This window comes from Mesosutterella multiformis, assembly GCF_003402575.1.
Lineage (GTDB): Bacteria > Pseudomonadota > Gammaproteobacteria > Burkholderiales > Burkholderiaceae_F > Mesosutterella > Mesosutterella multiformis.
Genome location: NZ_BGZJ01000001.1, coordinates 987,262 through 1,013,397, shown reverse-complemented (window position 1 = coordinate 1,013,397; position 26,136 = coordinate 987,262). Strand labels below are relative to the sequence as shown.

The following is a 26,136-nucleotide window of genomic DNA, read 5'->3' as shown; positions in this document are numbered from 1 at the left end:
CACAAAAAATTACACACCCTCTATGACGCAATTCCGGTGTCACTGTCCTGAATCACTTCAGGCATCGGCATTTCAAGTTCCGTCGGGAACTGCATCGTAAAGGTCGAACCCTTGCCAGGCTCCGACTCAATCTTCAGGTGACCGCCATGCCGTATCAGGACATGCTTCACGATAGCGAGTCCGAGACCAGTGCCGCCCGAATCTCTCGACCGGCTCTTATCCACGCGGTAGAAGCGCTCAGTCAGTCTCGGCAAAAATTCGGGCGCGATTCCGATACCGTCATCCTTCACAGCGAGTTCGAGCCACTCGGGGGACCGCTTCCAGGTGATGCTGATATGGCCGCCGGGCGGCGTATAGCGGACAGCGTTCGCGACAAGGTTCCCGATGGCGCTCAAGATTTCATCCTTGTACCCCTTCAGGCAGAACGGCTCAGCGCTCTCCGTGATCTCGTGGCGGCCGCCCGAAATCGCACGGCCTTCCTTGGCGGTCTCGCGGATCATCACCGGGACATTCACGGTTTCAGGCGCGCGGTCAGGGCTGCTTTCCTCAAGTTTCGAGAGCGTGAGAAGATCATTCACGAGGCGGCTCATCCGGTCAGCCTGCTCTTTCATCAGCGCCAGATGCTCGCGCCCGATCCTGACCGGGCCCGGATCCTTTGAACTGATGGCGAGATCGATAAAGCCATTGATCACCGTGAGCGGCGTTCTCAGCTCATGACTTACGTTCGCCACAAAGTCACGGCGGATCGAATCCAGCTTCTCGCGATCCGTGACATCGTGAGTCACAATCACGGCATTCTTGCGTCCCAGCACCACGACATGCAGCTCAATCGTCTGCGCGTTTTCGCTGTTATGGATTACAAGCGGCTTATCGAAATTGCCAGCCGTGAGGTAATCGATGAAATCCTTCGAATCGTAGGCTTTGTAGACCGGCTGCCCGCGGTCCTTCATCGAGTCGAGCCCCAGCTGATCCTCAGCCGACTCATTGCACCAGTCAATCCGCCAGTCGCTCTTCACCAGCGTGATGCCGTCAGGGAGTGACGACAGCGTCTTGCGGTACCGGGTTTCACGCGTCTGCAGATGCTTCGCGTTCTTTTCAAACTGGTGACGCTCATCCCGCAGCATCTCAAAAACAATGCGCCACGGAGTCTCACGCCCGGCTGACGGGATTTCATCTGCCACCGGATTCTCAAGCCAGCCGATCAGCCGGAACAGAAAGAACAGATTCTGAATAAACAGCCAGATCACACCGGCAAGCGCTACGCAGAGCGCCTCTACCGGGCCAAACGTAAACCCCGTCACTATGGCCACGACAGCAATAATGACGAGCACAAACACCAGCGGCACTGCCAGCCGGGAGCGCTTCATCTCAGCCAAATCGAATCTCCTCGGATCAGAGGCTCTTTTTCGGATCAACTACCCGATAACCAAGACCTCTGACCGTTTCAACCATGTCTTTCGCGTCAGTCGCGGAAAGCTGTTTCCTAAGTCTGAGAATATGCACATCTACCGTTCGCTCGTCAATGGTTGCCGCATCGTCATCCCACACGCGGCTGAGCAGCTGCTCACGGCTGTAAACCCGGCCCGGTGTCTTTGCCATCTGCTGCAGGAGCTTGAATTCAATCACGCCAAGCTTCACAGGCTGCCCGCTTACCGTCGCCTCGAACTTCAGCTCATCCATGGTGAGAGGGCCACACTGAAGGACACTCTCCTTCGTGTCAGTCCCGACGCTTCCCGTTCTGCGGCGAAGCACCGCGCGAAGCCGCGCCACGAGCTCACGGGGCGAGAAAGGCTTCACGACATAGTCATCCGCCCCGGCTTCGAGGCCGCTTACCCGATCCTCTTCCGTTCCGCGCGCAGTGAGGAGTACCACCGGAATTTCGGCATAGTCCTCTGACGCCCGGAGCTGCACAAGCCACTCGAGTCCCGAGCAGTCCGGCAGCATCCAGTCGAGAACAATAATGTCCGGCTTTTCGACCGAAAGCTTTTCCTTTGCCTCTGCGACGCTTCCGGCCTTCAGCGCGTGAAAGCCGCTTGCCTCACTGGCGAAAGCGACAAGTTCAAGAATGGCACGTTCATCCTCAACGATGAGCACTGTATTCATTTCGGTCGTCCAGCTCCTTCAGTATTGGTTATTTGATGGTCGAAGCGATCCGTTCGGCAAGCGTCTGGGCTTCCTCGCGGTCTTCTGACTCCACCATGATGCGGAGAAGAGGCTCAGTGCCCGACGGACGGATCAGAACCCGGCCGCGGCCTTCAAGAATCTTTTCCACTTCTTCCCGCGCTTCGATCAGAGGCTTCTGGCGCGTCCAGTCAAAGCCCGGGGCCAGTCGGCAGTTCACGAGGACCTGAGGCAGCATATGAAGGTCCTGCGTCAGTTCAGCAAGCGAGCTCCCGGTTCTGCGCATCGCGGAAAGCACCTGCGTCGCACTCACGATGCCGTCACCCGTCGTCTGACGATCGAGGCAGAGGATGTGTCCGGAACTTTCGCCGCCGTAGAGCCAGCCCTTCTCAAGCAGCCGCTCGAGCACATAGCGGTCACCCACCTTCGTGCGGTCAAAAGGAATCTGCATTTCGCCGAGACGCTTTTCGAGACCGTAATTCGTCATCAGCGTACCGGCAACACCGGCCACCGGGTGCTTTCTCAGACGATCGCAGACGATGATGTAAAGCAGCTCATCTCCGTTATAAACGCGGCCTTCGGCATCCGCCATGATCAGGCGGTCCGCGTCACCGTCCAGAGCGAGACCGACATCGCAGCCCGCCTTCGCTACGCGCTCAGAGAGTGTCTCCGTATGCGTCGCGCCGCAGCCCTGGTTAATGTTGAGACCATCCGGATGATTGAATTCGCACGTGACCTCGGCACCGAGTTCGTGGAACACCGCAGGGGCAACCTTGTAGGCAGCGCCGTTAGCGGTATCGATATAAATCTTCATCCCCTTGAAGTCGACCTTGCCGGAAATCGTCGACTTGCAGAACTCGATATAACGGCCGGCCGCGTCATCGAGACGCACCGCTTTGCCGAGACGGCTGCTGTCGACACACTTCGCGACTCCGCTTTCAAGCTCCTGCTCGATTTCAGACTCAATGTCGTCAGGCAGCTTCATGCCTTCGTTCGAGAAAAACTTGATGCCGTTGTCGCTGTAGGGGTTATGCGACGCGCTGATCACGACACCCGCAGTCAGACGCAGGGCCTGCGTGAGATAGGCGACAGCCGGCGTGGGAATCGGGCCGCAGAGCACGATATCAACACCTGCACTCGAAAAGCCGGCCTGCAGACAGGCTTCCAGCATGTAACCCGAAATCCGGGTGTCCTTTCCGATCAGCACCGTGGGGTGCTCATCCGCGGAATGCTTCGCGAGGACCTTACCGGCCGCATAGCCGACGCGCACAACAAAATCAGGAACAATCGGGAAGGTGCCTACCGTACCGCGCACGCCATCCGTACCAAAGTATTTACGAGACATAAAACCTCTTAATGAGTCTGAGCGAGGACGGCCTTCAGCACCGACAGCGCCTGGAACGTCTCCGGCACATCGTGCACCCGGACAAGCTGAGCACTGCGCTCAACTGCAAGCAGCGCTCCGGCTACTGATCCTGAGACGCGCCGCGCCGCATCAGCTTCGCCTGACGCGGCACCTATCGCCCTCTTCCGGGAGAGCGCCATCAGGAATGGCTGCCCTTCCTCAACAAACCGGCGCGTTTCCGCCACCAGCTCGAAATTCTGTTCCACAGTCTTTCCGAAACCAAACCCCGGATCCCAGCAGATTTTATCTGATTGGGCTCCGGCAGCCACCAGCACGTTCTGACGTTCCCGCAGATATCGGATGACAGCCGACACTTCGTCAGCCTCTCCCCGGTCCGCGTCTTCCTTCGCCGCATCCCACCCGTGCATCACAATGAGTCCGGCTCCCGTTTCAACAGCAGCCTCAACAGCCCCCGGAAGCGTAAATGCCCGGACGTCATTCAGGATTTCGGCTCCGGCGGCTACTGCTTCCCGCATCACCCGGGCGCGGCTCGTATCCACTGATACCGCAAGTCCCCGGGACGCGAGCGCCTGAACGACAGGGATCACCCGACGCAGCTCTTCCTCTTCAGACACCGCGGCTGCTCCAGGACGGGTTGACTCACCGCCCACATCGATAATGTCCGCGCCGTCCTGCGCCATCCTCATAGCCCAGGCAATGGCCTGCTTCGGTTCATTATGCTGACCTCCGTCCGAAAACGAATCCGGTGTCACATTCAGAATCCCCATGATGAGAGGCTTGCTGAGATCGAAGCGCCGCGTTCTGCACGGCCAGTACTGTGCTTGAGTCATTGAGCTTTCTCCAAAAAAGAACCGGCGCCTGTTTTACCAGACGCCGGATTGAAATTCAATTATTTCTGATTGTCCGGACTGTCAGCCGGATCCTTCTTTTCAGAAGGCTGCGGAGGCTGAACCGCCTCGGGAGCTTTGGCCTCAGGAGCCACGGCAGAAGGCTGAGGAGGCTGCGTTTCAGAAACCGCGTTCTGCTGCGGCTCATCCTTCGCTTCCTTCACCTCATTCTGACGGGCGCGCTCCGGATCCACCTGCGGCTGATCGCCGGTAATCACCTGATGCGGGGGACGGGGAGGACGGCCGGCCATGATGTCATCAATCTGGTCGCTGTCGATCGTTTCCCACTCAAGCAGGGCGTGAGCCATCGCTTCCATCTTGTCACGGTTATCCGTGATGATCTTCTGGGCGAGAGCATACTGCTGGTCGATGATCCGGCGGATTTCCTGATCAACCTTCTGCATCGTGGCCTCAGAAATCTGCTGGCTCTTCGTGACACTCTTGCCAAGGAAGACTTCGCCTTCCTTCTCAGCGTAGACCATCGGTCCGAGGTTCTCGCTCATGCCGTACCGGGTCACCATGTCGCGGGCAAGGCTCGTGGCGCGTTCGAAGTCATTTGAGGCACCGGTAGTCGCGTGGTGCATGAAGACCTCTTCAGCGATACGGCCGCCGAAAAGAATAGCGATCTGGTTCAGGATGTACTTGTCATCGTAGGAGTAGCGATCCTCGGTCGGCAGCTGCATCGTGAGACCCAGCGCGCGGCCGCGCGGAATGATCGTGACCTTATGCACCGGATCGGTACCCGGAAGCATGCGGGCAACAACAGCGTGGCCGGACTCGTGGTAAGCGGTATTCTTCCGCTCTTCCTCGGTCATCACCATGCCGCGGCGCTCAGCGCCCATCATGATCTTGTCCTTCGCGTTCTCGAAGTCGATCATCTCGACGAGGCGCGCGTTGCGGCGTGCCGCGTAAAGAGCCGCCTCGTTCACGAGGTTGGCCAGATCAGCACCGGAGAATCCCGGCGTGCCGCGGGCGATAAGGTCCTCGCGGACATCCTGTCCGATTGGCACCTTGCGCATATGGACGCGCAGAATCTGTTCACGGCCGCGGATATCGGGCAGCGGCACCACAACCTGACGGTCGAAGCGGCCCGGACGGAGCAGAGCCGGGTCAAGCACGTCAGGACGGTTCGTCGCGGCGATAACGATCACATTCGTACCGGTATCGAAGCCATCCATCTCAACGAGCATCTGGTTCAGGGTCTGTTCACGTTCGTCATTGCCGCCGCCGAGACCGGCGCCGCGCTGACGGCCGACCGCGTCGATTTCGTCAATGAAGATGATGCACGGGGCATTCTTCTTAGCGGTTTCGAACATGTCGCGGACACGGGCCGCGCCCACACCGACGAACATTTCAACGAAGTCAGAACCGGAAATCGTGAAGAACGGAACACCAGCCTCACCAGCAATGGCCTTCGCCAGCAGCGTCTTACCGGTACCAGGAGAGCCCACCAGCAGAATGCCGCGCGGAATATGACCGCCAAGCCTCTGATACTTGGAAGGATCGCGGAGGAAATCCACCACTTCCTGCACTTCCTGCTTCGCCTCATCGCAGCCTGCGACATCAGAGAAGCGGACCGGATTGCTCACACCGTCCAGCATACGGGCCTTGCTCTTCCCAAACGAGAAGGCACCGCCCTTGCCGCCGCCCTGCATCTGGCGCATGAAGAAAATCCACACACCAATCAGGAGAAGCATCGGGAACCAGGAGACAAAGATGGTCGTCCAGACAGAAGGCTCTTCCTCAGCCTTGCCGTACACGGCAACGCCATCCTTCCGCAGGTCATCCACCATCCAGAGGTCGCCCGGCGACGTGATCTGGTACTCGGAGCCGGAATTCGGCTTCACGAAAATCTTCCGGCCCTGAATATCGACACGCTTGATCTTCCCAGCCTTGGCGTCATCCATAAACTGGGTGTAGCTGGTGGTATCAACGGCAACATCGGTGCGGTTGTCGAACTGCTTAAAGACCGTAAAGAGGACGACAGCCACCAGTACCCATATGGCCACGCGTCCAAGCATCTTATTGTCCAATGCTGAGCTCCAATGCTAGAGAAACTGTATCGCAGGCACGAAAACGGCGGTTCCGCTTTCGGTTTTGTGCCGGATAAACATAGTTTATAAGACTAATGGAAAAAAGAGACGGCGTGAGGAATATGCATGGGATGCACATTCCTCTTTATGAATCAGCGGCTCTTTTTAAGATCCCGCGCAACGATGTACTGTTCGGGAGAGGTGTCGCGGCTCGCCTCAGGCTTCAGAGCCTGAACCTTGACGAACGAGCGCTTGACGGTTTCGACAAACTGAGAGTAGCCGCTGCCCTGGAACGCCTTCGCGATGAAGACGCCCCTCGGCTTCAGATGATCGAGCGCGAATTCCAGCGCCAGCTCACAGAGCAGCATGGAACGCGAGGCATCGCTCGCCGCAATGCCGGAGAGGTTCGGTGCCATATCAGACATGACCAGATCCACCCGGTCATCGCCCACGATCTCTGCCAGCTGATCGCAGACAGACTGTTCGCGGAAGTCACCCTGCAGAAAATCGACCCCTTCAACAGGATCCATCGGCAGAATATCCATGGCAACGATCCGCCCGTCGAGCGTACCGTCTTTCCTCGAAAGGAGCTTCCTCGCCACCTGAGACCAGCTGCCAGGAGCCGATCCAAGATCGACCACGGACATGCCGGGGTGGAAGATATGCTCTTTCTCATTGATCTGAATGAGCTTGTAGGCTGATCTCGCCCGATACCCTTCCTTCTGGGAGAGCTTCACCCAGCGGTCAGAGAGATGTCTCTCAAGCCAGGCCCGGTTGGATCTCAGTTTCTTCGTTGATACAGGCATTTCACCTTCTCAAGTATTCCGCGGTCAGGAAGCAGCGCCCTGGGCCTTCTTCACCGTACGCTTGCGCTTCGGATGAGCGCGGCGGATCGGTGTCTTGCGCTTCGCGATCCGCTTCTTGTCGGTACGGAGAATCTTGCCGCCGCGGCTTCTCGGACGGTCTTCCTCCGAATCCTTGGAGGACACCGCGCGGGAGTTTTCCTTCTCAGGCATCGGGCGCCAGATCGTGACGGTCTTGCCAATCGTCTGGATACGGGCAGCTCCCATTTCGTTCAGGATCCGTTCAATATCGGCGTCCCGCTCTTCGCGGTCATCACCCGGGATACGGATCTTCACGAGGCCATGGGAATCGAGCGCCTTGCCGATTTCCTTCAGCACCGCGTCCGTAAGGCCGTTCTGCCCCAGCAGAACCATCGGATTCAGCGCGTGGCTCTCAGAGCGCAGCTTCAGCAGCTGCTGACGGTCAATTTTCAGTTCAGTCATATTTTCCTAAATTCAGCCGTGGCTTAGATGTATTCCACCGCGACGACCTCGTAGGTGAGGTCGCCCTTCGGGGCGTGCACGGTCACTTCGTCCCCTTCGGATTTGCCGATCAGCGCACGCGCGATCGGGCTGGAAACGGAAACCTTATTGTGTTCGATGTCGGCTTCGTCAACGCCCACGATCTGATAGGTGACTTCCTTGTCGGAGTCTTCGTCAGCAAGCGTCACAGTGGCGCCGAAAACAATCTTGGAACCAGCGTTCAGCGTCTTCGGGTCGATCACCTGAAGCGCGGGAATGCGGCTTTCGAGCACGGCGATACGGCCTTCGATGAAGCTCTGCTTCTCGCGGGCAGCATCGTACTCAGCATTCTCTGAAAGGTCTCCCTTGGAACGGGCTTCCTCAATAGCCGCCACCACTTCCGGGCGGTCGACCTTGCGCAGATGATCCAGTTCCTGCTTCAGCTTCTGGGCGCCGGCGGCGGTAATAGGGATACGGTCCATGATATCAATCCTGAAAACATAAAAAGCCGCCCCTCCGCAGGATTTCCATCCTGCAGAGAAATAGCGGTCAAGTGAAAAGTTAAGCGCCGGAACTGTGCCCGGCGCATTCAGACCAGGAGAGCGGGGCTGGCTGTGCCGCTCCGCCTTTTTTCTGCTGGCCTTCCGGGATGATTCGAGCCGCAACGGCTGAAGCCTCTCCCGGAGAGAGTATGTGTATTAGTAATTCTGCACGGTTTGAACTGCAATTGCAAAAGCTTACAAGCTTTTTTACAAGAGAACCCGGCGTTACTCCGGATCCGGATAATTTTCCGGATTGAGCTGCCGCTCGGTGAGTTCAATCAGAATATGAATCACCTTGATGTGAAGTTCCTGAACGCGGTCCGCATAGCGCCCGGCAGGGGTCACAACCGCGACGTCCGCAAGTTCCTCGAGCGGAGAGTCATGGCGCCCGGTGAGACCGATCACTTTCACGCCCTGCGCCTTCGCCGCGCGGACCGCTGCCAGAATATTCCGGCTCGTGCCGCTCGTGCTGATTGCGAGAAGCACATCCCCCTTCTTTGCCACACCTTCGACATAGCGGGAGAACACCGCCTCATACCCATAATCATTTCCGACACAGGCCATGTGGGAAGGATCCGAAATGGCGATTGCCGCATACGGCGGGCGGTCATTTCTGAACCGCCCCGTCATCTCTTCGGCAAAATGCATGGCATCGCAGAGGCTGCCGCCGTTTCCGCAGCTGAGCACCTTGCCGCCCGCTTTCTGGGCCTCCACAATCAGATCAGCCGCGCGGCTGATATTTTCCAGGACTTCCGGAGACCCGATCAGCCGGTTAAGACCTTCCGCAGCTTCCTGAAGGTCAAAACGAATCACGTCAAGCGCATTCATCGGCATCTAAAACTCCTTCCTATACAGTTCGCCCAATTATAGCGGGGCCCCGCCCGGCTACACCGGAAGGGGCCCCTTGGGAGAGCTGCCGCTTCGGAAAGATTTTTCTATCAGAGGCTCTGCTCGGTTCTGACACTCGCAGTCTTCGGCTGCCAGCGCATGAGACGCGCTTCCGCAAGGCTCACGAACCAGTCAAGAATCACCGCGAAAAGCGTAAGCACCAGAATGCCGGCCATCACCGTATTGATATCGAAGACGCCTTCTGCCTGGAGAATCAGGTAGCCAACACCTTTCGCCGAACCGAGATATTCGCCGATCACTGCGCCGACGAACGCCATGCCAACCGAAGAGTGCAGTGACGAGAACACCCAGCTCATGGCGGATGGCAGGTACACCGCGGTGAGAAGCTGACGGCGGTTCGCGCCCAGCATCCGGACAGAATTCAGGACATTCGGATTCACCTCACGGATGCCCTGGAACACATTGAAGAACACGATGAAAAACACAATCGTGACACCGAGGGCCACTTTGGATGCCGGTCCAAGTCCGAACCACACGGCAAAGATCGGGGCGAGAATCACGCGCGGGCAGGAGTTAAGCCCCTTGATGAACGGGTCCGCGATTGCCGCCGCCCGAGGGCTGAGGCCAAGCCAAAGACCCACGATAAGACCGGAAACCGTACCGATCGCGAACGCGAGCACCGTTTCCCAGAGCGTCACGGCGAGGTGCTCATAGATTTCATGGTTCACAAAGAACCAGTCCCAGATGCGGTGGAAGATTTCCACCGGCTCACCGAAGAAGAAGGCCGCCTGGGTGTCATTCTCAAAAATAAAGGGAGGAATGAGCCCAGGCTTAGTGAGTGCCCACCAGGCAACGAAAATAACGGCGAGAAGCACCGCCTGCCAGAAGTGAAGGATCCATTTGCTCTTAAACATGACTTACTTCCTCTGCATCTGATTTTCGTAGCCCTTCAGCACTTCTTCGCGAAGCACATTCCAGATCGACCGGTGGAGCGAGACAAATCTCGGATCTCCTCTCACCTCGGTGACGTCCCGGGGACGGGGAAGGTCAATCAGGAATTCGCCGATCGGGTGTGAAGCGGGACCGGCTGACATCACGATCACCCGGTCACTCATGGAGATGGCCTCGTCAAGGTCATGCGTAATAAAGAGCACCGCTTTCTTTTCGCCCGACCAGAGGTCGAGCAGCAGATTTTCCATCAGCTGCCGTGTCTGGATATCCAGCGCGGAAAAGCTTTCATCCATCAGAATGATGTCGGGATCCATGATGAGTGTCTGAGCCATCGAGACACGCTTTCTCATGCCGCCTGAAAGATGATGCGGGTAGCTGTCCTCAAATCCGGCGAGCCCCACACGGCGAAGCCAGTGACGGCCCTTCTCAATTGCCTCGCTCTTCTTCACGCCTTTGAATTCAAGCCCGGCGATGACGTTGCCGAGCGCGCTTCGCCACGGCATCAGATTCTCCGCCTGGAACATATACCCGGCCCTGCGGTTCAGCCCGGAAAGCGGCTCGCCGAAAATGCGGATCGTGCCGTGAGACGGCTTAAGAAGTCCCGCCGTCATGTTGAGAATCGTGGATTTTCCGCATCCCGTGGGACCCACGATGCTCACAAATTCACCGGCTCGGATGGAGAGATTGACATCCCGGACCGCGGTGTAGTGCGACTCCTTCTTTCCGTCGCCGGAAATAAAGGTGCAGGCGAGATCCGAGATTTCTATCGCGGGCGTATTGGTTTCAGGTGTATTCATTTCTTATAGCCTGGGTTTCTGTGCGTGAATTCGGTGGAAGGATTCCGGGCTGCCGAGAGAGACTGCCCGGAATCCCTATGCGGGGATCAGCGATAGCGCTTATTCGCTTCCGCTGCGAACCGGTTTGTATAGGTCGCCTCCAGATCAAGCCTCGCGCGCTCGATCTGAGGATTCACCGTGCTCAGGGCGTGCTTCGCGACTTCAGGAGCCTTCGCGGGGATCAGCCCGTCGCGGGAAAGCGCCGGACGGTTGCTGAGGAAGGACTGGATATAGAGTTTTTTATCTCCCATGAAGTAGCTGGAAGGCACGACCTTCACGACCTGTTCCGGTGTCGCCTTGGCGATCCACTTGTCGGCGCGCACCATGGCGTTCGTGATCGCCTGGATCGTGTTCGGATTCTTGCGGATAAAGGATTCCGGAGCGTAGAGGCAGCCGGCCACCATAGGTCCGCCGTAAAGCCGGTCGCTCTCCGCCACTTTTCGGGTATCAACAATGATCGCGATTTCCTTCTTCTCCATCAGCATCGAAATCACCGGATCCAGCTGCACGAAGGCATCGACCTGACCCGAACGGATCGCGGCAATGGCGCCAGAGGAAGAGCCAATACCAATGATTGACACCTCGTTCGGCTTGATGCCGGCAGCCTTCAGGCAATAGTTCGCCATGATCTGGGAGGAAGACCCCGGGGCCGTCACACCGATACGTTTTCCCTTCAGTTCCTTGGCGCTTCGGAAATTCTTCATCGTGTGGAGATTCGCCGCGAAGACACACTGCGGAGCCCGGCCCTGGAGCACGAAAGCCTGCATGCGCTGGCCGCGGGTCTGCATGATGACTGTGTGCTCGAACGCACCCGAGCAGATATCGGCTGATCCACCGACAACCGCCTGAAGCGACTTGGAGCCGCCCTGGAAGTCAATCACGCTGACATTCAGACCCTCATCGCGGAAGTAACCGAGACGGTCAGCGATCGTGAGCGGGAGGTAGTAAACGAGCTGCTGACCGCCGACCGCGATCTTGATGTTCTTCTTCTCAGGAGCCGCGGCGAAAGCTTCGCCAAACGGGAAGGCGGAAGCGGCGGCCATGCCGGCAGCAGCAGTGATGAATGCACGACGGGTGATAGTCATTTTCAGTACTCTCCAGACGATTCAGGCAATAAAAAAAGCGGATACACAACAGACTCAGATGAATCCGTGTATCCGCCTATGGCGACAAATATGTTTAAAAAACGGCTCTATTCAGCCCTAAACAATCCTCCCATGGCGGATAACGGGTAGCAGTAGTCCGCCTAGGGCAAGAAGGAATTCACGGGCAGCACGAACGGGGGCTTTCTTGGAAAGTCCCTGGCAGGCGTTCGGATTGTCAGCCGTGAAATGCACTTGAGGTGCCTCTGAATAAAAGTCGTAAGAACTACATTATTCCCGAATAGGGGAAAAAGCAAGAAAATCGCTCTTTTACCGCGACTCCGCGTCACGCCGTCCCAGGATTGCGTGAGCCACGGTTGCCACATCGGTGTACTCGAGCTCAATCCCGGTCGGGATGCCCCGGGCGAGTCTTGTCAGCCGTATATCCGGGCGATGGCGGGACACTGCGAGCGCAATGTAGTGGGCTGTAGCGTCGCCCTCGGCGGTGAAAGAAGTCGCCAGAATCACTTCCTTTACCTCCGGCTCCTTGATTCTTTCGATCAGACGGCTGAAGCCCAGCTGCTCAGGGCCCCGGTTCTCCACCGGTGAAAGCCGTCCGCCGAGTACGTAATAGAGTCCCCGGTAGGAGTGCGATCCCTCAATCACGAGCTGATCTGCCGGCGTTTCCACGATGCAGAGCTTATCTTTCTCGCGGGTTTCGTCCGAACAGGTGTCGCAGATCTCGGACTCGCAGAGCGTATTGCATCGGGCGCAGTGCCTGACGGACGCCGCGGCATCCTCAAGCTCCTTCGCCAGACGGTGCGCTTCGGCGTGCTCGTCATCCGAAAGGAGATGAAACGCGATCCGCTGAGCCGAAAGCGGGCCGATGCCCGGCAGTTCGGCGAGCGCCTCCGCGAGTCTTCTCAGCTTGGGACTAAGCGCCATAGCCGTTCTCCGGATTCCGTGGCGCGATCATCAGAAGCGCATCCCGGGAGGAAGAGGCATGCCGGCCGTGGCGACCTTCATGCGTTCCTGGGTCGTACGCTCAACTTCCTTCAGTGCGGCGTTCACAGCGGCCGTCACGAGATCCTCGATCATGTCGCGGTCTTCGTCATAAAGCGACGGATCGATCTGAATCTGCTTGCAGACGTACTTGCAGGTCATCGTGACCTTGACGGCACCGCTGCCCGCTTCTCCCGTCACTTCGACATTGGCGAGCTCAGACTGAAGGCGCTGAAGGTTCTGCTGCATCTTGGCGGCCTGGGCCATCAGCGAATTAATGTTTCCTCTCATGTTTTCCTCTTACTTAGTGCAGGGGCTTCGGCTTCGTATTCCAGTCCACGGAATCCTCGCGCACCTCGCCCTTAAACTGGTTAATGATATTGCTCACGACGCCGGAGCTGCGGAAATCCTGAATCAATTTCTGCCTTGCCGCGGCCTCTTCCCGGTTCACCTGAGCCCAGACGGTATCCCCCTTCACCTCACCGGTCTGGAAGGTCACCGAGAAGGGATGTCCAAGACGCTTCGAAAGCGCCCGTTCAAGGCTCTTTCTCACGTTATCGAACGTCAGCGTGGATGAACTGTTCTTCAGCACCACCCCGGTACTCTTCAATTCAACGCATTCGGACCGGGAAGCAGACTGCCACTCCAGCCCTGAAAGTTCCGCGCTGCGGATCAGACTCTGCCAGTCGAGCTCCTCTGAATCGGCGGAACGCTCTTCAGGAGGGATGGTTTCCTCGGCTGGCTCAAGCTGCACCCAGGGCGGAAGATCCTCCTCTTCATCGGGTGAGGCTTTTGCTTCTTCTGGAGGCGGTGGAGGCGCCTTAGGCTTCAATTTTGGTTTGGGTGCCGGAGCAGGTGCGGGCGCCGGAGCCGGGGATTCCGCCTTCGCGGGCGCAGCGGCCGCGGACTCCGCCTTGGAGACCGGCGCCGGAGGCTCAAGCGGCTTCCCGCCATGAGGCAGCTTCGCGATGCGGGCCGCCACCGGGCTTCCGGCCGGCTTGAAGGCGAGCATCCGGAGAAGCGTCATCGTGAAACCCGCATATTCATCAGGCGCCAGATGAAGGTCATTCCGTCCGTTGATCGCAATCTGGTAGTAGAGCTGCACTTCGTCAGGCGTAAAAGCCCCGGCAAGCTCCCGGATGGAATCCGCCTCAGCGTCGCCGGAAATGCTTGCCGGCACCCGCTGGGCAATAGCCGTCCTGTGAAGGAGGCTCGCGATATCGCGGAGCGCCTGACGGAAGGAGAAGCTGCGCATCGCCATCTCATCCGCGATGGAAAGCATGCCGGCCGCGTCGTTATCACGCAGGCAGCGCAGCAGTTTCACGAGGATTGAGGAATCGACAACGCCGAGCATTGACTGAACACCAGCCAGTGTCACCGCGCCATCCGAGAACGCGATCGCCTGATCAAGAAGCGACAGACCGTCGCGCATGGATCCCCGGGCGCCGGCGGCGAGGAGCCGCAGCGCAGCGGGTTCGGCTTCGATCTTCTCCACCTGCAGGATATGCGCCATGTGATCAGCCACTTCCTGCGGCGTCATATTGCGGAGATTGAACTGCAGGCAGCGCGACAGCACCGTGATCGGCACCTTCTGCGGATCTGTCGTCGCAAGAATGAATTTGACGTACTCGGGCGGCTCCTCCAGCGTCTTCAGCATGGCATTGAAGGCCGTGCTGGAAAGCTGATGCACTTCGTCGATCATGTAGACCTTGAAGCGGGCGTTCGTCGGCGGGTACATGGCCTGCTCAAGCAGTGCCGTCATCTCATCCACGCCTCGGTTGCTCGCCGCGTCCATTTCGATGTAATCGACGAAATGGCCTTCATCTATTGCGCGGCAGGCTTCACAGACGCCGCATGGCTTATCGGTGATATCACCCTTGCCGTCAGGACCTGTGCAGTTGAGGCATTTCGCAAGGATGCGGGAGAGCGTGGTCTTGCCAACACCGCGGGTTCCGGTGAAAAGGTAAGCGTGATGAATCCTCTTTTCACGCAGCGCATGTCTCAGGGCTTTGACGACGTGCTCCTGGCCCACCACGCTGTCAAAGTCGTGAGGTCGCCATTTTCGAGCAAGAACCTGATAGGACATTAGTCATTTCCTATTGGGAAGAGACGCGGATCCGGCAGCCGGATGTTCGCAGGAGTGCGGCCGGGAGCGCAGACATTTCTGCCCCGGGAGTTTCAGTCGGATCTCCGGACAGTCTTCCGGCGTCTCAGCCGAACCATATCTGAATGATCGTTGACTCTAGCAGAATTTGACCGCCGGGGCGATCGCTTGGGGGGACAGGCTGGGGAACTGTACTGAAACGGATATCCGGCGGCGGAAACGAATGTTCTGCCCGAGACGGATAGTACAGATACAAAAGTGGCGAGCCTTATCCTCGGCACTGAAGAAAATCCACTGTGGCTGCTTCGTTCCCGACCTGACCAGATTCATGGCTTCCTCATGCGAGGGGACCCGCCGAGGACGCATTGTACACGAATTCCCCGGAGAATCCAGACTGGCTCTGAGCTTTCCTTTTTTTTCTCCAAAGTGATACGATGAGCCAGAAAATCGGAATAAGCATTTTTGATTTCCAACTATCGGCCGTTTCCAGGCCGATCCTCCAGCAGCACATTCCAAATTCACAGATCCTCCTGGAAACTGAGCACGCTCGGTTTATTTTCCTATGGGTGCGACTATGGCTTTTACCAACGTTACTGATCAAAACTTCGACGCCGAAGTCGTGCAGGCTTCCTCCACGCTTCCCGTTCTCGTTGATTTCTGGGCTCCCTGGTGCGGTCCCTGCCGTCTGCTTTCTCCGCTCATCGAAGCCGCCGCGGAAGAATTCAGCGGCAAGCTGAAGGTCTGCAAGTACAACTGTGATGAATCCACGTCCGTGGCTGCCGGCCTGGGGATCCGTTCGATCCCGACCGTTGTGGTCTATAAGGACGGAAAACCCGCCGCGACTCAGGTCGGCGCGATGAATAAGAATGAGCTGACCGACTGGATCCAGTCCCTTCTTTAACTTCTAACTTCGTTTCAGGGAAAGCGCGGCGAACCGGAACTGCTTTCCGCACGACCGGTGCCCGTTCGGGCCCTTCTCGTCTGTCCGCCATTTCCCTTTACTCCTATGCATCTTTCTGAACTGAAATCACTGCGTATCACTGAGCTTTTTGAAAAAGCACAGGAACTGGGCATCGAAAACGCCCAGAGAATGCGCAAGCAGGAACTCATGTTTGCGATTCTGAAGAGAAAAGCAAAGAGCGGTGAGCAAATTTTTGGCGACGGCACGCTTGAGGTGCTCCCCGATGGATTCGGATTCCTTCGTTCTCCTGAATCGTCCTATCTCGCCAGCACGGATGACATCTATATCTCTCCCTCCCAGATCCGCCGATTCAATCTCCATACCGGCGACTCCATGGAAGGTGAAGTCCGCATTCCGAAGGACAGCGAACGCTATTTCGCGCTCGTCAAGGTGGAAACGGTGAACGGCCAGCCGCCGGAAAACCTGAAGCACCGGATGCTGTTCGAGAACCTGACGCCGCTCTTCCCGAACGAGCCCCTGAAGCTCGAACGCGACATGAAGGGCAACGAGAACCTGACGGGCCGTCTGATCGACATCATTGCTCCGATCGGCAAGGGCCAGCGCGGTCTGATCGTCGCCCCGCCGAAGTCCGGAAAGACAGTGCTGATGCAGCACATCGCGCACGCCATCACGGCGAACCACCCCGAATGCATTCTGATCGTTCTGCTGATTGACGAACGTCCGGAAGAAGTGACGGAAATGCAGCGCTCCGTGAAGGGCGAAGTGGTCGCCTCCACGTTTGATGAACCCGCTGCCCGCCACGTCCAGGTGGCCGAGATGGTGATTGAAAAGGCCAAGCGCCTCGCCGAATCGAAGAAGGATGTGGTGATTCTGCTTGACTCCATCACCCGACTCGCCCGCGCCTATAACACCGTTGTGCCGACCTCCGGCAAGGTGCTCACAGGCGGCGTTGACGCGAACGCCCTGCAGCGTCCGAAGCGTTTCTTCGGCGCAGCCCGAAATATTGAAGAGGGCGGCTCGCTCACGATTCTCGCGACTACCCTCGTTGACACCGGCTCCCGCATGGATGACGTGATCTATGAAGAGTTCAAGGGCACCGGCAACATGGAAATTCACCTGGAACGCCGTCTTGCCGAGAAGCGTGTCTACCCGGCCATCAACGTCAACCGCTCCGGCACCCGCCGCGAAGAACTTCTGCTCCCGCCCGATGTGCTGCAGCGCGTGTGGATTCTGCGCAAGGTTCTTTACAGCATGGATGAAGTGGAAGCGATGGAGTTCCTCCTCGACAAGATCCGCGCAACGAAGAACAATGCCGAATTCTTCGACATGATGAAGCGGGCCAACTGATCTATTCTCATCGGTTCGCTCTGACGGTTGCTTTTTCTGGGGAAGGCGTTCATAATGTTAGACTTTCCCAGTCTGGCACGTGGACTGCATGCCTGCCGTAAGACCCGTTTCGCACGGGCGGGTTTGCAAGGCAAGTCAGGGCGACCGACGTTTAACTAGGAATTCATAAAAAATGAAGCAGGGCATTCACCCGGAGTACCGCGAGGTCGCGTTCCTCGACATTTCCGTCAATCAGACCTTTATCATCTCCTCGGCCGTTCAGACCAAGGAAACCATTGATATCGACGGCAAGACCTATCCCCTTTTCAAGGTCGATACCTCTTCTGCCAGCCACCCCTTCTACACCGGCGCTCAGACGCGCATCGTTGAAGCGGGCCGTGTCGAGAAGTTCCGCGCGAAGTTCGCCGCCAAGACCAAGGCTGTGAACGAAGCCGCCGCCAAGGCAAAGGCCGCCAAGTAATTGGTGCCGCGCAGTTAGCCTGGTATTCCAAGGGGCAGTTTTCAACTGCCCCTTTTAATTTGTTTAGAAAATGCCAAATGATTAGCAACCGACAGTCGCCTCTTATTGTTTCTGCAGCCGCTGCGGCCAAGCTCCCCCGCTGGGCATTGCTGATAGTTCTTGCTACCTTCGCTCTGGCATGCTTCTCAGGACACGCGTTCTGGAACAGCCGGGACGAACAGATTTTCGGCCTGATGTGGAACATGGCGACAGGAAGCGCAAGCGCCTGGTTCCTTCCCACCATTGCCGGCACTCCTTACACGGCCACCGGTCCGGGCATTGCCTGGCTCGGCGCGGCGCTTATCAAGTTCCTCTCGCTTTTTGCCAAACCGATGATTCTCGCGCGAGTCCCGAGCCTGCTCTGGTTCGCTCTCGCGACGGGGTCCGTCTGGTACGCTACATGGCATCTCGCCCGGCGGGAAGAGGCTCTCCCGATCTCGATGGTATTCGGTCAGGAAGCGAGTCCCCGGGATTACGGCCGTACGGTCGCTGATTCCGCAACACTCCTCTTCATCGCTACCTTTGGCATTGTTTCCCGGCTTCACGAAATCGGTCTTCCGATCGTGCTGCTTGCGCTGACCGGCGCGACGCTGCTCGGCGTTATCTGGTCACTCGTCCACCTTAAGGCCGGTTCTTTCGTGACCGGCCTTTCTCTCGGCGCTCTTGCCCTCTGCACGAACCTCTATTGGTTCATTGTTGAGTCCTGCACGATTCTCACGATCCTCTGCTGCGTTCACGCATTTGCGCCGTTCAGAACCCGCCGTCTGCTGATCATTGCCGCCACTGCCGCTGCCACGTTCCTCGTGTGGCCTGTCGGGGCGATTCTGTCGGGCGCTTCGTTTGACGCATGGTATCAGTCATTCGCCCGGATTCAGGCTGCCGGCTTCGCGCTCCCGCGCGCCGGATCCTGGCTCTGGATGGCCCGCAATATCGTCTGGTACCTCTGCCCGATCTGGCCTTTCGCGCTTTACGCGATTTATGCCTGGCACCGCGTGATTCACCGCACGCATATTCTTCTTTCCATCATCGCGCTCGTCTTCCCGCTGCTCTTCCTCTTTATTTCCGGAACCGCGCCTGAGTACACGCTCACTGCTATGGTGGTGCCGACCGCGATTCTCGCCTCCTTCGGCATTGCAAGTCTCAAGACACATTCCCTGAAGAATATCCTTGACTGGTTCTCCGCCACGATCTTCTCTCTTGCGACGATCGGTCTCTGGAGCTACTTCATCGCCTGGACAACCGGGTTCCCGCCGAAGATGGCCGCCAGCCTTCACAGGCTCGCTCCCAACACGGTGCCCTGGGTTGAGCCGTCGCTTCTCGTCTGCACGGCGCTCGTCACCGCGATCTGGTTCGCCATCGTGATCTGGCGCCTCCGCCGCCGTCCGAAGGCTCTCTGGCGCGGTCCCTGGCTTGCCGCTCTCGGCATCACGCTGATCTGGACAGTCGGCACCGCGCTCTTCAGCCAGATGCTGGATGAAGACCGGTCTCATACCACGGCAGCCCGTGAGGTCGCCGGAAAGCTCCGAATCTTTGGCTACCTTCCCGGCGACTGCGTCCGCAGTGACGGACTGCCGCTCAGTCTCAAAGGGCTTGTCGCGTACTCCGGCATTCGGTTCTCCGACAGCACGGACTGCCGCTACACCGTCTCCCGCATCGGTCCCGGTGAACCGATTCCGGCTGACAAGATCGGCATCCCGACGTCATACCACCGCGGTTCTGAGTTCTATGTGATCCGCCCGGGCGACGCCTCTCCCATCAACAGCGGCACTGAACTCAACAGCAATAACAACAGGAAATCTGAGAAGTAACATGGCAGGAAACATCAATGCGGCGCATCGCCTCACCCCCCCAGATATTTCGGTCGGAGGCCTTGCGAAGCTCGCCAGTCCTATTTTCGTGGCGAACCTTGCCGTCATGGGCAACGCAACGATCGACACCATCATGGCAGGCCGGCTCGGCGCTGAGGACCTCGCGGCTGTAGCGCTAGCCAGCGCTTCCACGGGCTGCATTTTCATGCTGCTCGTCGGCATCGTGCAGGGGCTCTCCCCGATCTGCGGGCATCACTTCGGCGCCCGGAAGTTTGAGCAGATCGGTTTTGAAATCAATCAGTCGCTCTACCTTGTGCTGCTGCTCTCGATTTTCGGTATTGGGATCCTCAGCTGGACGTCCTTCTGGACGGAGCTTGGCGGTGTCACGGGGCGTATCGCGTCGCTTGCCTCGCTCTACCTGATCGCGTCAGCGGTAGCCGTTCCTGCGGCGCTTCTCAACCGGGTCTTCATCTCAGTCAACGCTGCCATCAATCAGCCGCGGATCACGATGTGGATTTCGCTTCTGATGCTTGCGCTGAAAGCTCCTGTGAACGCTCTCTTCATGTACGGGCTCTTCGGTCTGCCGGAGCTCGGAGGCGCCGGTGCCGGTGTCGGCAATGCAGTTCTCGCCTGGTTCGGCCTTATTTTCTATGCCGGATACTTCTTCAAGGGCGCTCACTATAAGCCGATGCACGCAAAGCGCTGGTTCGGACCGAGCTTCGACGCGCTGAAGGAACAGCTTCGGATCGGTCTCCCGATCGGGCTCTCTGTGTTCTTCGAAGTGAGTTCCTTCACGCTGATGGCGATCTTTATTTCCCGCATGGGGGCTGTCGCGGTGTCCGCTCATCAAATCGTGAGCAACATTACGTCGACCCTCTACATGGTGCCGCTCTCCATCGGTATCGCAGCGAGCGTTCTTGTCTCTCAGTGCCTCGGCGCCGGTTTCCCGGATGCCGCTGAGCGGATTACGCGCCGGTCTCTCGCTGTGACTGTTGCCATCTCGGCCACAGCCTGCTGCCTGCTCTTTATCTTCAGCCACTTCATCATCAGCATCTATACGACTGATATCGCTGTGATGCAGATCGCCGGCACACTGATTCTCTGCGGCGTGATTTATCACACGTTTGACGCCGCGCAGTCAGTGAGCAGCTTCATCCTCCGGGGCTACAAGATTGCCTGGGTTCCGATGATCGTTTCCGGCGTCGCACTCTGGGGCGTGGGGCTTTTCGGAGGCTACAACCTCGCTTTCCGGGAATCCTTCCTCGGCGCGCCGCTCGGTCCCCTCGGATTCTGGATTGCCTGCGCCTGCGGCCTGATCCTTTCAGGCATCACGCTTGTCTCCTTCGCGCTCTATCACGCGCGGTCTGTGAAGCTCGCGGCTCAGAAGGCCTGATTCCGGAAAATTCTTCCGGCCAGCAAAAAACCTCGTCCTGTCAGGACGAGGTTTTTTTATTCCATCAGGGAAGCGCCCCTCAGGGACGCCTCATGATTCCTACCGCACGTCGGAGCCGATTACTTCTGCAGAACCCGGAGCGCCGCAATGCGGTCTTCAATAGAAGGATGGGTGGCGAAGAGCGAACCAATACCGCCGCTCACGCCGAAGCCCTTCACCGGACCGGGAAGTTCTTCCGGCGTGATGGAGCCCAGTCTCTGGAGCGCGGCAATCATGTTCTCGGGAGAACCGGTCAGCATCGCGGAACCCGCGTCAGCGTGATACTCGCGCCAGCGCGAGAAAGCAGCCACCACCATACCGGCAAGGAACCCGAGCACGATATCAAGAATCAGGCTCGTCACATAGTAGGCGGCACCCGGAGCGTCGCTGTCGTTACGCATCACCTGGCGGTCAACGGCCCAGCCAATCACTCGGGAGAGGAACACAACGAAGGTATTCATCACACCCTGCACCAGGGTCATCGTGACCATATCGCCATTGGCGACGTGAGTCATTTCGTGCCCCAGAACGGCTTCCACTTCCTTCTTGTTCATCAGCTGAAGAAGACCGGTGGAAACAGCGACCAGCGAGCTGCTGCGGGACGGACCCGTGGCAAACGCGTTCGGGTCACCCTCGTAGATCGCCACTTCAGGCATCGGGAGCTTCGCGCGGTTAGCGAGTTTGCGGACCGTGCTGACGAGCCAGGCTTCGAGATTGGTCGACGGATTGTCGATATCAATCATCTGCAGCCCCATCGTCGACTTTGCGATCATCTTCGAGGTCAGCAGCGAGAAGATGGATCCCGTAAAGCCAATGATCAGAGCGTAGATGCTGAGGGATGTCAGGTTAATGGACTTGCCCGCCATACCGCCCCAGTTGATTCCAAACACGACGCCAACAATGCTCAGGATCACGTTGAGCATGACCACGATTGCAATGTTGGTCAAAATCAGAAGACCGATACGCTTTAACATTACTTACCTTTTTACTTTAAGACCTAAGAATGGGCTCAGACTGTCAGGTCTGAATGAATTAATTTTATGGGAACTGTCAGAACTGATCGTATCCCGGGTAAATAAAGTGTAAGAAATAGTACGACTTTACTTATCCCGCCTGAGTGATTGATCCTGCACCCGAAGTGTCGGATACGTATCCCATCCGCCGCAGCCCGGACACTGCCAGAGGTAGCTGTGCGAGAGGAATCCGCAGTGACGGCACTGATAGCGGCCCTGGCGATCGGATTCCTTCTTCAGCATTTCAGAGAGTCCCTGCAGCTGTTCGTCATCCGGGGCGATCATTTTGCGGAATTCCATCGCGACGGAAAGAGTGCCGAGAGTCGGATGGCCGGAAAGCCCCTTGCTCACAATTTCAGCGGCAGCCTGCTGTCCCTTATCCTTGAAAGCCCGCTTCATCGCCTGCTCCACGACTTCAGAGGTGGGGAATCGGTTAAGTGCGTAGTCGATCACGGCCTGAGCGCCTGCCGCGTCACCCAGCGCGTCGTACCCCTTCACCAGCCGGCTGAAAACGAGCGGGAAGTGATCCTCGGAATGCTGGCGCAGCTTCTCCCAGTCTTCCACGGCTTCCTTCACCTGATTCTTCTGGAACGCAAAGTCACCAGCCAGCATCAGAGCGCGCGGAGAGTAAGGTTTCTCCAGCAGTGCGAGCGACACCTCGCGTTCCGCGGCTTCCGGATTCTTCTGTTTCACTGCCAGCTCGGCAAGCTCGCAGTGGAAGTGAGCGATATCGGCGCTGTGGTCTTCTGAGGCTTCCTTTTCAAGCCGCCGCGCGGATTCAATAGCGGCCTCCCAGTCATGCTCGGTGCAGCGGATTCTGAGAAGCGACCGCAGCGCATCCAGCCGATACTCATCATTCTTTGAAAGCCGCTCAAGGCAATCAATCGCCTTGTCATAGATACCGGCCTTCAGATAGTCGTTCGCAAGCTCTGAAAGCGCCCGCAGCCGATCCTGATCCGGCAGATCCGCGCGGTTGATGAGATGCGTATGAATTCGGATCGCCCGGTCAAATTCGCCTCTTTTGCAGAAAAGGTTGCCGAGCGCGTGATGCAGTTCGATCGTCTCCGGATCGATCTTCACCACTTCGATAAAGGCGTCAATTGCCTTATCGGGTTCATTAGAGAGGAGCAGCGACAGGCCCCGGAAATAATTGTCCGGCAGGTCCTTGTTTTCCTCATTCCGCTGTCTCGCGTCATAGCCTCGCAGATACCATCCGGCCGCAAACAGCAGCGGGACCGCGATCAGATACCAAAGTTCAAATTCCATGAAGTGCTCTCCGCGAGTATTGAGTGGTCAGAATTGTAGCGGTTCAGCGCTTCTGTACCACACAGAAAAGAAAAGGACCACGGGCAGAAATTCCGCCGGTGATCCTTAAGTCGGAAAGAGAAGGCAGCGAAACCTTCTCTCTCCATTTTTTGCTTCTCCGTGCCTCAGAGGAAACGAGGGCAGCGGGTGAAGCGTTTATCAGGGATAAAGCCCTGAATGGAATCCGCAGCGGAAACCGCGGATCCCTCCGCTATTGATTAGCGGCTCTCGAGCTTCGCCTTCAGCAGGGCGCCGAGATTGGTCGTACCGGCGGACGGAGCGTCATTGTTCATGCGATCCATAGCGCGGCGGGCCTCAGCGGCTTCCTTCTGCTTCACGGAAACCTGGATGTTGCGGGTCTTGCGATCCACGCTGGTGATGACGGCAGAAACCTTGTCGCCAACCTTCAGCTGGGTCGTGGCATCTTCAACGCGATCCGGAGAGATTTCGGAAGCGCGGAGATAAGCCTCAGTGTCGTTGCCGAGATCAAGGACGGCGCCGCGGGCGTCGACAGACTTGACCGTACCTTCAACGATGGAGCCCTTCTCGTGGGCACCGGCGAAGTCGGAGAACGGGTCACCGGAAAGCTGCTTGATGCCGAGAGAGATGCGTTCGCGTTCGGTATCGATCGCGAGAACGACAGCCTCGACTTCATCACCCTTCTTGTAGTTGTGAACAGCCTGTTCGCCGGGTTCCTTCCAGGAGAGGTCGGAGAGGTGAACGAGGCCATCAATGCCGCCGTCAAGACCGATGAACACGCCGAAGTCGGTGATCGACTTGATCTGACCCTTGACGTGATCGCCCTTCTTGTGGGTCTGAGCGAACTCTTCCCACGGATTGGCCTTGCACTGCTTCATGCCGAGGCTGATACGGCGACGGTCTTCGTCGATCTCGAGGACCATGACTTCGACTTCTTCGCCGAGCGTCACAACCTTGCGCGGATCAACGTTCTTGTTCGTCCAGTCCATTTCGGACACGTGAACGAGGCCTTCGATGCCGTCTTCGATTTCAACAAACGCACCGTAGTCGGTGATGTTGGAAACCTTGCCGAAGAGGCGGGTGCCGGACGGATAGCGGCGGCTGATGCCGATCCACGGATCCTCACCAAGCTGCTTCAGGCCGAGAGAAACGCGGGCGCGTTCGCGGTCGAACTTGAGAACCTTGGTCTCGATTTCCTGACCAACCTGAACGACTTCGCTCGGGTGGTGCACGCGGCGCCAGGCGAGGTCGGTGATGTGGAGCAGGCCGTCGATGCCGCCGAGGTCAACGAACGCACCGTAGTCGGTGATGTTCTTGACGACGCCCTTAACAATGGCGCCTTCCTTCAGCGTGGCGAGCAGCTTGTTGCGCTCTTCGCCCATGTTGGCTTCGAGCACAGCGCGGCGGGAAACCACCACGTTGTTACGCTTGCGATCGAGCTTGATAACCTTGAATTCGAGGGTCTTGCCTTCGTACGGGGTCGTATCGCGAACCGGACGGGTATCCACGAGGGAGCCCGGGAGGAACGCGCGGATGCCGTTGGTCATAACGGTGAGACCGCCCTTGACCTTGCCCGTGATCGTACCGGTAACCAGTTCACCGGATTCCTGAGCCTTCTCAAGATTCATCCAGGCAGCGAGGCGCTTGGCCTTGTCGCGGGACAGAATCGTATCGCCATAGCCGTTTTCAACGGACTCGATGGCCACAGAGACGAAATCACCGGGCTTGACCGTGACTTCACCCTGATCATCCTTGAACTCTTCAATCGGAATGTAAGCTTCAGACTTAAGGCCGGCGTTCACGACGACAAAGTTTCCGTCCATGCGAACGACTTCGGCGGAAATAACTTCGCCAGGACGCATTTCCTGAGCAGCAAGGCTCTGGTTAAACAGGTCGGCAAAAGATTCGGTGTTTTTGGTTTCTTCAGTGTTGGACATGAAAAAAAATCAGCACACCCAGATGCAAAGTGCACAGGGTGGAGTTAAACAAATAAAAGCAGGGGACCGTCACCTGACGGCCTCTGCGACCGGTACTGCAAATGGAATCAAAGATCTGCGGATGGGATCAGTGAGAACGTGAAACCCACCAGTACAGTATCTTATCAACTGTTTCCTGAATCGTGAGGAATGAAGAATCCAGTATCTTCGCGCCTTCAGCGGGCGCAAGCGGAGCATGGGCACGGCGCATATCGCGAAGATCCCGTTCCTTCATTTCTTTGACGAGGTCATCTAGTGTAACGTCAATCCCTTTTTCGATCAACTGTTTATAGCGGCGATGTGCACGCGCTTCCGCGGAGGCCGTAAGGAAAATCTTCAGTTCGGCATCCGGGAAGATGATCGAGCCCATGTCGCGGCCGTCTGCCACGAGGCCCGGCTCGCGGCGCGCTTCGCGCTGCAGCTCAAAAAGAGCGTTGCGGACCGAGGGGATAACAGCGATGCAGGAAGCTGCCTGGCCGACATCTTCCGTGCGGATGACATTGGTGATGTCTTCGCTGCCAAGAGAAATCCTCCCTCCCGCAAACACGGGAGAGATACCCATCGCGTGTGCCGTGACGGCCGCGATGTCCTTCAGATCAACGTTGGCCCTCAGACAGACAAGTCCCACGATGCGATAAAGCGCGCCGGAATCGAGGTAGTGGAACCCGAGAGCCTCCGCTACTTTCGACGCGACCGTGCCCTTGCCGCTCGCGGTCGGGCCGTCAATCGTAATTACAGGAACCTGTCCCTTCATTTCTGTCATCAGAAAACCTCGTCA

General features: G+C 57.8%; 24 protein-coding genes and 1 other RNA gene. 5 read left to right on the top strand and 20 right to left on the bottom strand.

Going from position 1 to position 26,136, the window contains the following annotated elements; translation table 11 throughout:
• Positions 1–20: 20 nt before the first annotated feature.
• The 16 genes from phoR to ffs form a co-directional block, all read right to left on the bottom strand.
• On the bottom strand, positions 21–1,367 hold the full coding sequence (phoR, locus tag M4NBBH2_RS04745) for a phosphate regulon sensor histidine kinase PhoR (RefSeq protein WP_238691398.1): 1,347 nt from the start codon (positions 1,365–1,367) through the stop codon (positions 21–23).
• Positions 1,368–1,392: 25 nt separating this feature from the next.
• Positions 1,393–2,103, bottom strand: a complete 711-nt coding sequence (locus tag M4NBBH2_RS04740; RefSeq protein ID WP_116269919.1) for a response regulator — start codon at positions 2,101–2,103, stop codon at positions 1,393–1,395.
• A gap of 28 nt (positions 2,104–2,131) precedes the next feature.
• Positions 2,132–3,466 (bottom strand): phosphoglucosamine mutase, encoded by a 1,335-nt coding sequence (gene glmM / locus M4NBBH2_RS04735; protein WP_116269918.1) that lies wholly within the window; start codon positions 3,464–3,466, stop codon positions 2,132–2,134.
• A gap of 8 nt (positions 3,467–3,474) precedes the next feature.
• The gene (folP, locus tag M4NBBH2_RS04730) at positions 3,475–4,317 is read right to left on the bottom strand and encodes a dihydropteroate synthase (protein WP_116269917.1); all 843 of its coding nucleotides are present in this window, start codon (positions 4,315–4,317) and stop codon (positions 3,475–3,477) included.
• Positions 4,318–4,376: 59 nt separating this feature from the next.
• Positions 4,377–6,395, bottom strand: coding sequence for an ATP-dependent zinc metalloprotease FtsH (gene ftsH, locus M4NBBH2_RS04725; RefSeq protein ID WP_116270591.1), 2,019 nt, complete (start codon positions 6,393–6,395; stop codon positions 4,377–4,379).
• Positions 6,396–6,559: 164 nt separating this feature from the next.
• Positions 6,560–7,213 (bottom strand): RlmE family RNA methyltransferase, encoded by a 654-nt coding sequence (locus M4NBBH2_RS04720; protein WP_022443812.1) that lies wholly within the window; start codon positions 7,211–7,213, stop codon positions 6,560–6,562.
• 24 nt (positions 7,214–7,237) lie between these two features.
• Positions 7,238–7,693, bottom strand: a complete 456-nt coding sequence (locus tag M4NBBH2_RS04715; RefSeq protein WP_116269916.1) for a YhbY family RNA-binding protein — start codon at positions 7,691–7,693, stop codon at positions 7,238–7,240.
• Between the two features lie 23 nt (positions 7,694–7,716).
• Positions 7,717–8,193: a transcription elongation factor GreA gene (greA, locus tag M4NBBH2_RS04710; RefSeq protein ID WP_022443810.1), complete on the bottom strand. Its 477-nt coding sequence runs from the start codon at positions 8,191–8,193 to the stop codon at positions 7,717–7,719.
• A 285-nt stretch (positions 8,194–8,478) separates the two neighbouring features.
• Positions 8,479–9,087 (bottom strand): D-sedoheptulose 7-phosphate isomerase, encoded by a 609-nt coding sequence (gmhA, locus tag M4NBBH2_RS04705; protein WP_235005586.1) that lies wholly within the window; start codon positions 9,085–9,087, stop codon positions 8,479–8,481.
• A 104-nt stretch (positions 9,088–9,191) separates the two neighbouring features.
• On the bottom strand, positions 9,192–10,016 hold the full coding sequence (locus M4NBBH2_RS04700; protein ID WP_116269915.1) for an ABC transporter permease: 825 nt from the start codon (positions 10,014–10,016) through the stop codon (positions 9,192–9,194).
• Between the two features lie 3 nt (positions 10,017–10,019).
• On the bottom strand, positions 10,020–10,850 hold the full coding sequence (locus tag M4NBBH2_RS04695; protein ID WP_116269914.1) for an ABC transporter ATP-binding protein: 831 nt from the start codon (positions 10,848–10,850) through the stop codon (positions 10,020–10,022).
• An 86-nt stretch (positions 10,851–10,936) separates the two neighbouring features.
• Positions 10,937–11,974: an ABC transporter substrate-binding protein gene (locus M4NBBH2_RS04690; protein ID WP_116269913.1), complete on the bottom strand. Its 1,038-nt coding sequence runs from the start codon at positions 11,972–11,974 to the stop codon at positions 10,937–10,939.
• Positions 11,975–12,301: 327 nt separating this feature from the next.
• Positions 12,302–12,916: a recombination mediator RecR gene (gene recR, locus M4NBBH2_RS04685; protein ID WP_022443651.1), complete on the bottom strand. Its 615-nt coding sequence runs from the start codon at positions 12,914–12,916 to the stop codon at positions 12,302–12,304.
• 30 nt (positions 12,917–12,946) lie between these two features.
• The gene (locus tag M4NBBH2_RS04680) at positions 12,947–13,264 is read right to left on the bottom strand and encodes a YbaB/EbfC family nucleoid-associated protein (protein ID WP_116269912.1); all 318 of its coding nucleotides are present in this window, start codon (positions 13,262–13,264) and stop codon (positions 12,947–12,949) included.
• Between the two features lie 13 nt (positions 13,265–13,277).
• Positions 13,278–15,059, bottom strand: a complete 1,782-nt coding sequence (gene dnaX, locus M4NBBH2_RS04675) for a DNA polymerase III subunit gamma/tau (protein WP_116269911.1) — start codon at positions 15,057–15,059, stop codon at positions 13,278–13,280.
• A 275-nt stretch (positions 15,060–15,334) separates the two neighbouring features.
• Positions 15,335–15,433: signal recognition particle sRNA small type (ffs, locus tag M4NBBH2_RS04670), an RNA gene on the bottom strand.
• A gap of 218 nt (positions 15,434–15,651) precedes the next feature.
• Between ffs and trxA the strand changes: the two genes are divergently transcribed.
• From trxA to M4NBBH2_RS04645, 5 genes are all read left to right on the top strand, one after another.
• On the top strand, positions 15,652–15,978 hold the full coding sequence (trxA, locus tag M4NBBH2_RS04665) for a thioredoxin (RefSeq protein ID WP_022443656.1): 327 nt from the start codon (positions 15,652–15,654) through the stop codon (positions 15,976–15,978).
• 105 nt (positions 15,979–16,083) lie between these two features.
• Complete coding sequence (gene rho, locus M4NBBH2_RS04660) at positions 16,084–17,346, top strand: transcription termination factor Rho (protein ID WP_116269910.1); 1,263 nt, start codon at positions 16,084–16,086, stop codon at positions 17,344–17,346.
• A 172-nt stretch (positions 17,347–17,518) separates the two neighbouring features.
• Entirely contained in the window at positions 17,519–17,806 is a 288-nt protein-coding gene (locus M4NBBH2_RS04655) for a type B 50S ribosomal protein L31 (protein ID WP_116269909.1), read from the top strand.
• Between the two features lie 77 nt (positions 17,807–17,883).
• Positions 17,884–19,653 carry a glycosyltransferase family protein gene (locus M4NBBH2_RS04650; protein WP_116269908.1) on the top strand — a complete coding sequence of 590 codons (1,770 nt, stop codon included), beginning with the start codon at positions 17,884–17,886 and terminating at the stop codon, positions 19,651–19,653.
• Between the two features lies 1 nt (position 19,654).
• A complete protein-coding gene (locus tag M4NBBH2_RS04645; protein WP_116269907.1) occupies positions 19,655–21,046 on the top strand; it encodes an MATE family efflux transporter in 1,392 nt (463 codons plus the stop codon).
• A 119-nt stretch (positions 21,047–21,165) separates the two neighbouring features.
• On the opposite strand, the gene htpX is transcribed toward M4NBBH2_RS04645, so the two are convergent.
• The 4 genes from htpX to cmk form a co-directional block, all read right to left on the bottom strand.
• The gene (gene htpX, locus M4NBBH2_RS04640) at positions 21,166–22,059 is read right to left on the bottom strand and encodes a protease HtpX (RefSeq protein ID WP_116269906.1); all 894 of its coding nucleotides are present in this window, start codon (positions 22,057–22,059) and stop codon (positions 21,166–21,168) included.
• A 126-nt stretch (positions 22,060–22,185) separates the two neighbouring features.
• The gene (locus M4NBBH2_RS04635) at positions 22,186–23,364 is read right to left on the bottom strand and encodes a lipopolysaccharide assembly protein LapB (RefSeq protein WP_116269905.1); all 1,179 of its coding nucleotides are present in this window, start codon (positions 23,362–23,364) and stop codon (positions 22,186–22,188) included.
• A 257-nt stretch (positions 23,365–23,621) separates the two neighbouring features.
• A complete protein-coding gene (gene rpsA, locus M4NBBH2_RS04630; protein WP_116269904.1) occupies positions 23,622–25,319 on the bottom strand; it encodes a 30S ribosomal protein S1 in 1,698 nt (565 codons plus the stop codon).
• 127 nt (positions 25,320–25,446) lie between these two features.
• Positions 25,447–26,112: a (d)CMP kinase gene (gene cmk, locus M4NBBH2_RS04625; RefSeq protein WP_116270589.1), complete on the bottom strand. Its 666-nt coding sequence runs from the start codon at positions 26,110–26,112 to the stop codon at positions 25,447–25,449.
• Between the last annotated feature and the right edge of the window lie 24 nt (positions 26,113–26,136).

Coding starts and splice junctions, on each gene's coding strand:
- folP (WP_116269917.1), bottom strand. CDS start 4,317: ATGACTCAAGCACAGTACTGGCCGTGCAGAACGCGGCGCTTCGATCTC.
- phoR (WP_238691398.1), bottom strand. CDS start 1,367: ATGAAGCGCTCCCGGCTGGCAGTGCCGCTGGTGTTTGTGCTCGTCATT.
- rho (WP_116269910.1), top strand. CDS start 16,084: ATGCATCTTTCTGAACTGAAATCACTGCGTATCACTGAGCTTTTTGAA.
- ftsH (WP_116270591.1), bottom strand. CDS start 6,395: ATGCTTGGACGCGTGGCCATATGGGTACTGGTGGCTGTCGTCCTCTTT.
- M4NBBH2_RS04645 (WP_116269907.1), top strand. CDS start 19,655: ATGGCAGGAAACATCAATGCGGCGCATCGCCTCACCCCCCCAGATATT.
- cmk (WP_116270589.1), bottom strand. CDS start 26,112: ATGAAGGGACAGGTTCCTGTAATTACGATTGACGGCCCGACCGCGAGC.
- M4NBBH2_RS04715 (WP_116269916.1), bottom strand. CDS start 7,693: ATGACTGAACTGAAAATTGACCGTCAGCAGCTGCTGAAGCTGCGCTCT.
- glmM (WP_116269918.1), bottom strand. CDS start 3,466: ATGTCTCGTAAATACTTTGGTACGGATGGCGTGCGCGGTACGGTAGGC.
- M4NBBH2_RS04655 (WP_116269909.1), top strand. CDS start 17,519: ATGAAGCAGGGCATTCACCCGGAGTACCGCGAGGTCGCGTTCCTCGAC.
- M4NBBH2_RS04650 (WP_116269908.1), top strand. CDS start 17,884: ATGATTAGCAACCGACAGTCGCCTCTTATTGTTTCTGCAGCCGCTGCG.
- M4NBBH2_RS04680 (WP_116269912.1), bottom strand. CDS start 13,264: ATGAGAGGAAACATTAATTCGCTGATGGCCCAGGCCGCCAAGATGCAG.
- M4NBBH2_RS04700 (WP_116269915.1), bottom strand. CDS start 10,016: ATGTTTAAGAGCAAATGGATCCTTCACTTCTGGCAGGCGGTGCTTCTC.
- greA (WP_022443810.1), bottom strand. CDS start 8,193: ATGGACCGTATCCCTATTACCGCCGCCGGCGCCCAGAAGCTGAAGCAG.
- M4NBBH2_RS04720 (WP_022443812.1), bottom strand. CDS start 7,213: ATGCCTGTATCAACGAAGAAACTGAGATCCAACCGGGCCTGGCTTGAG.
- dnaX (WP_116269911.1), bottom strand. CDS start 15,059: ATGTCCTATCAGGTTCTTGCTCGAAAATGGCGACCTCACGACTTTGAC.
- trxA (WP_022443656.1), top strand. CDS start 15,652: ATGGCTTTTACCAACGTTACTGATCAAAACTTCGACGCCGAAGTCGTG.
- recR (WP_022443651.1), bottom strand. CDS start 12,916: ATGGCGCTTAGTCCCAAGCTGAGAAGACTCGCGGAGGCGCTCGCCGAA.
- gmhA (WP_235005586.1), bottom strand. CDS start 9,087: ATGCCGATGAATGCGCTTGACGTGATTCGTTTTGACCTTCAGGAAGCT.
- htpX (WP_116269906.1), bottom strand. CDS start 22,059: ATGTTAAAGCGTATCGGTCTTCTGATTTTGACCAACATTGCAATCGTG.
- M4NBBH2_RS04635 (WP_116269905.1), bottom strand. CDS start 23,364: ATGGAATTTGAACTTTGGTATCTGATCGCGGTCCCGCTGCTGTTTGCG.
- M4NBBH2_RS04690 (WP_116269913.1), bottom strand. CDS start 11,974: ATGACTATCACCCGTCGTGCATTCATCACTGCTGCTGCCGGCATGGCC.
- M4NBBH2_RS04695 (WP_116269914.1), bottom strand. CDS start 10,850: ATGAATACACCTGAAACCAATACGCCCGCGATAGAAATCTCGGATCTC.
- rpsA (WP_116269904.1), bottom strand. CDS start 25,319: ATGTCCAACACTGAAGAAACCAAAAACACCGAATCTTTTGCCGACCTG.
- M4NBBH2_RS04740 (WP_116269919.1), bottom strand. CDS start 2,103: ATGAATACAGTGCTCATCGTTGAGGATGAACGTGCCATTCTTGAACTT.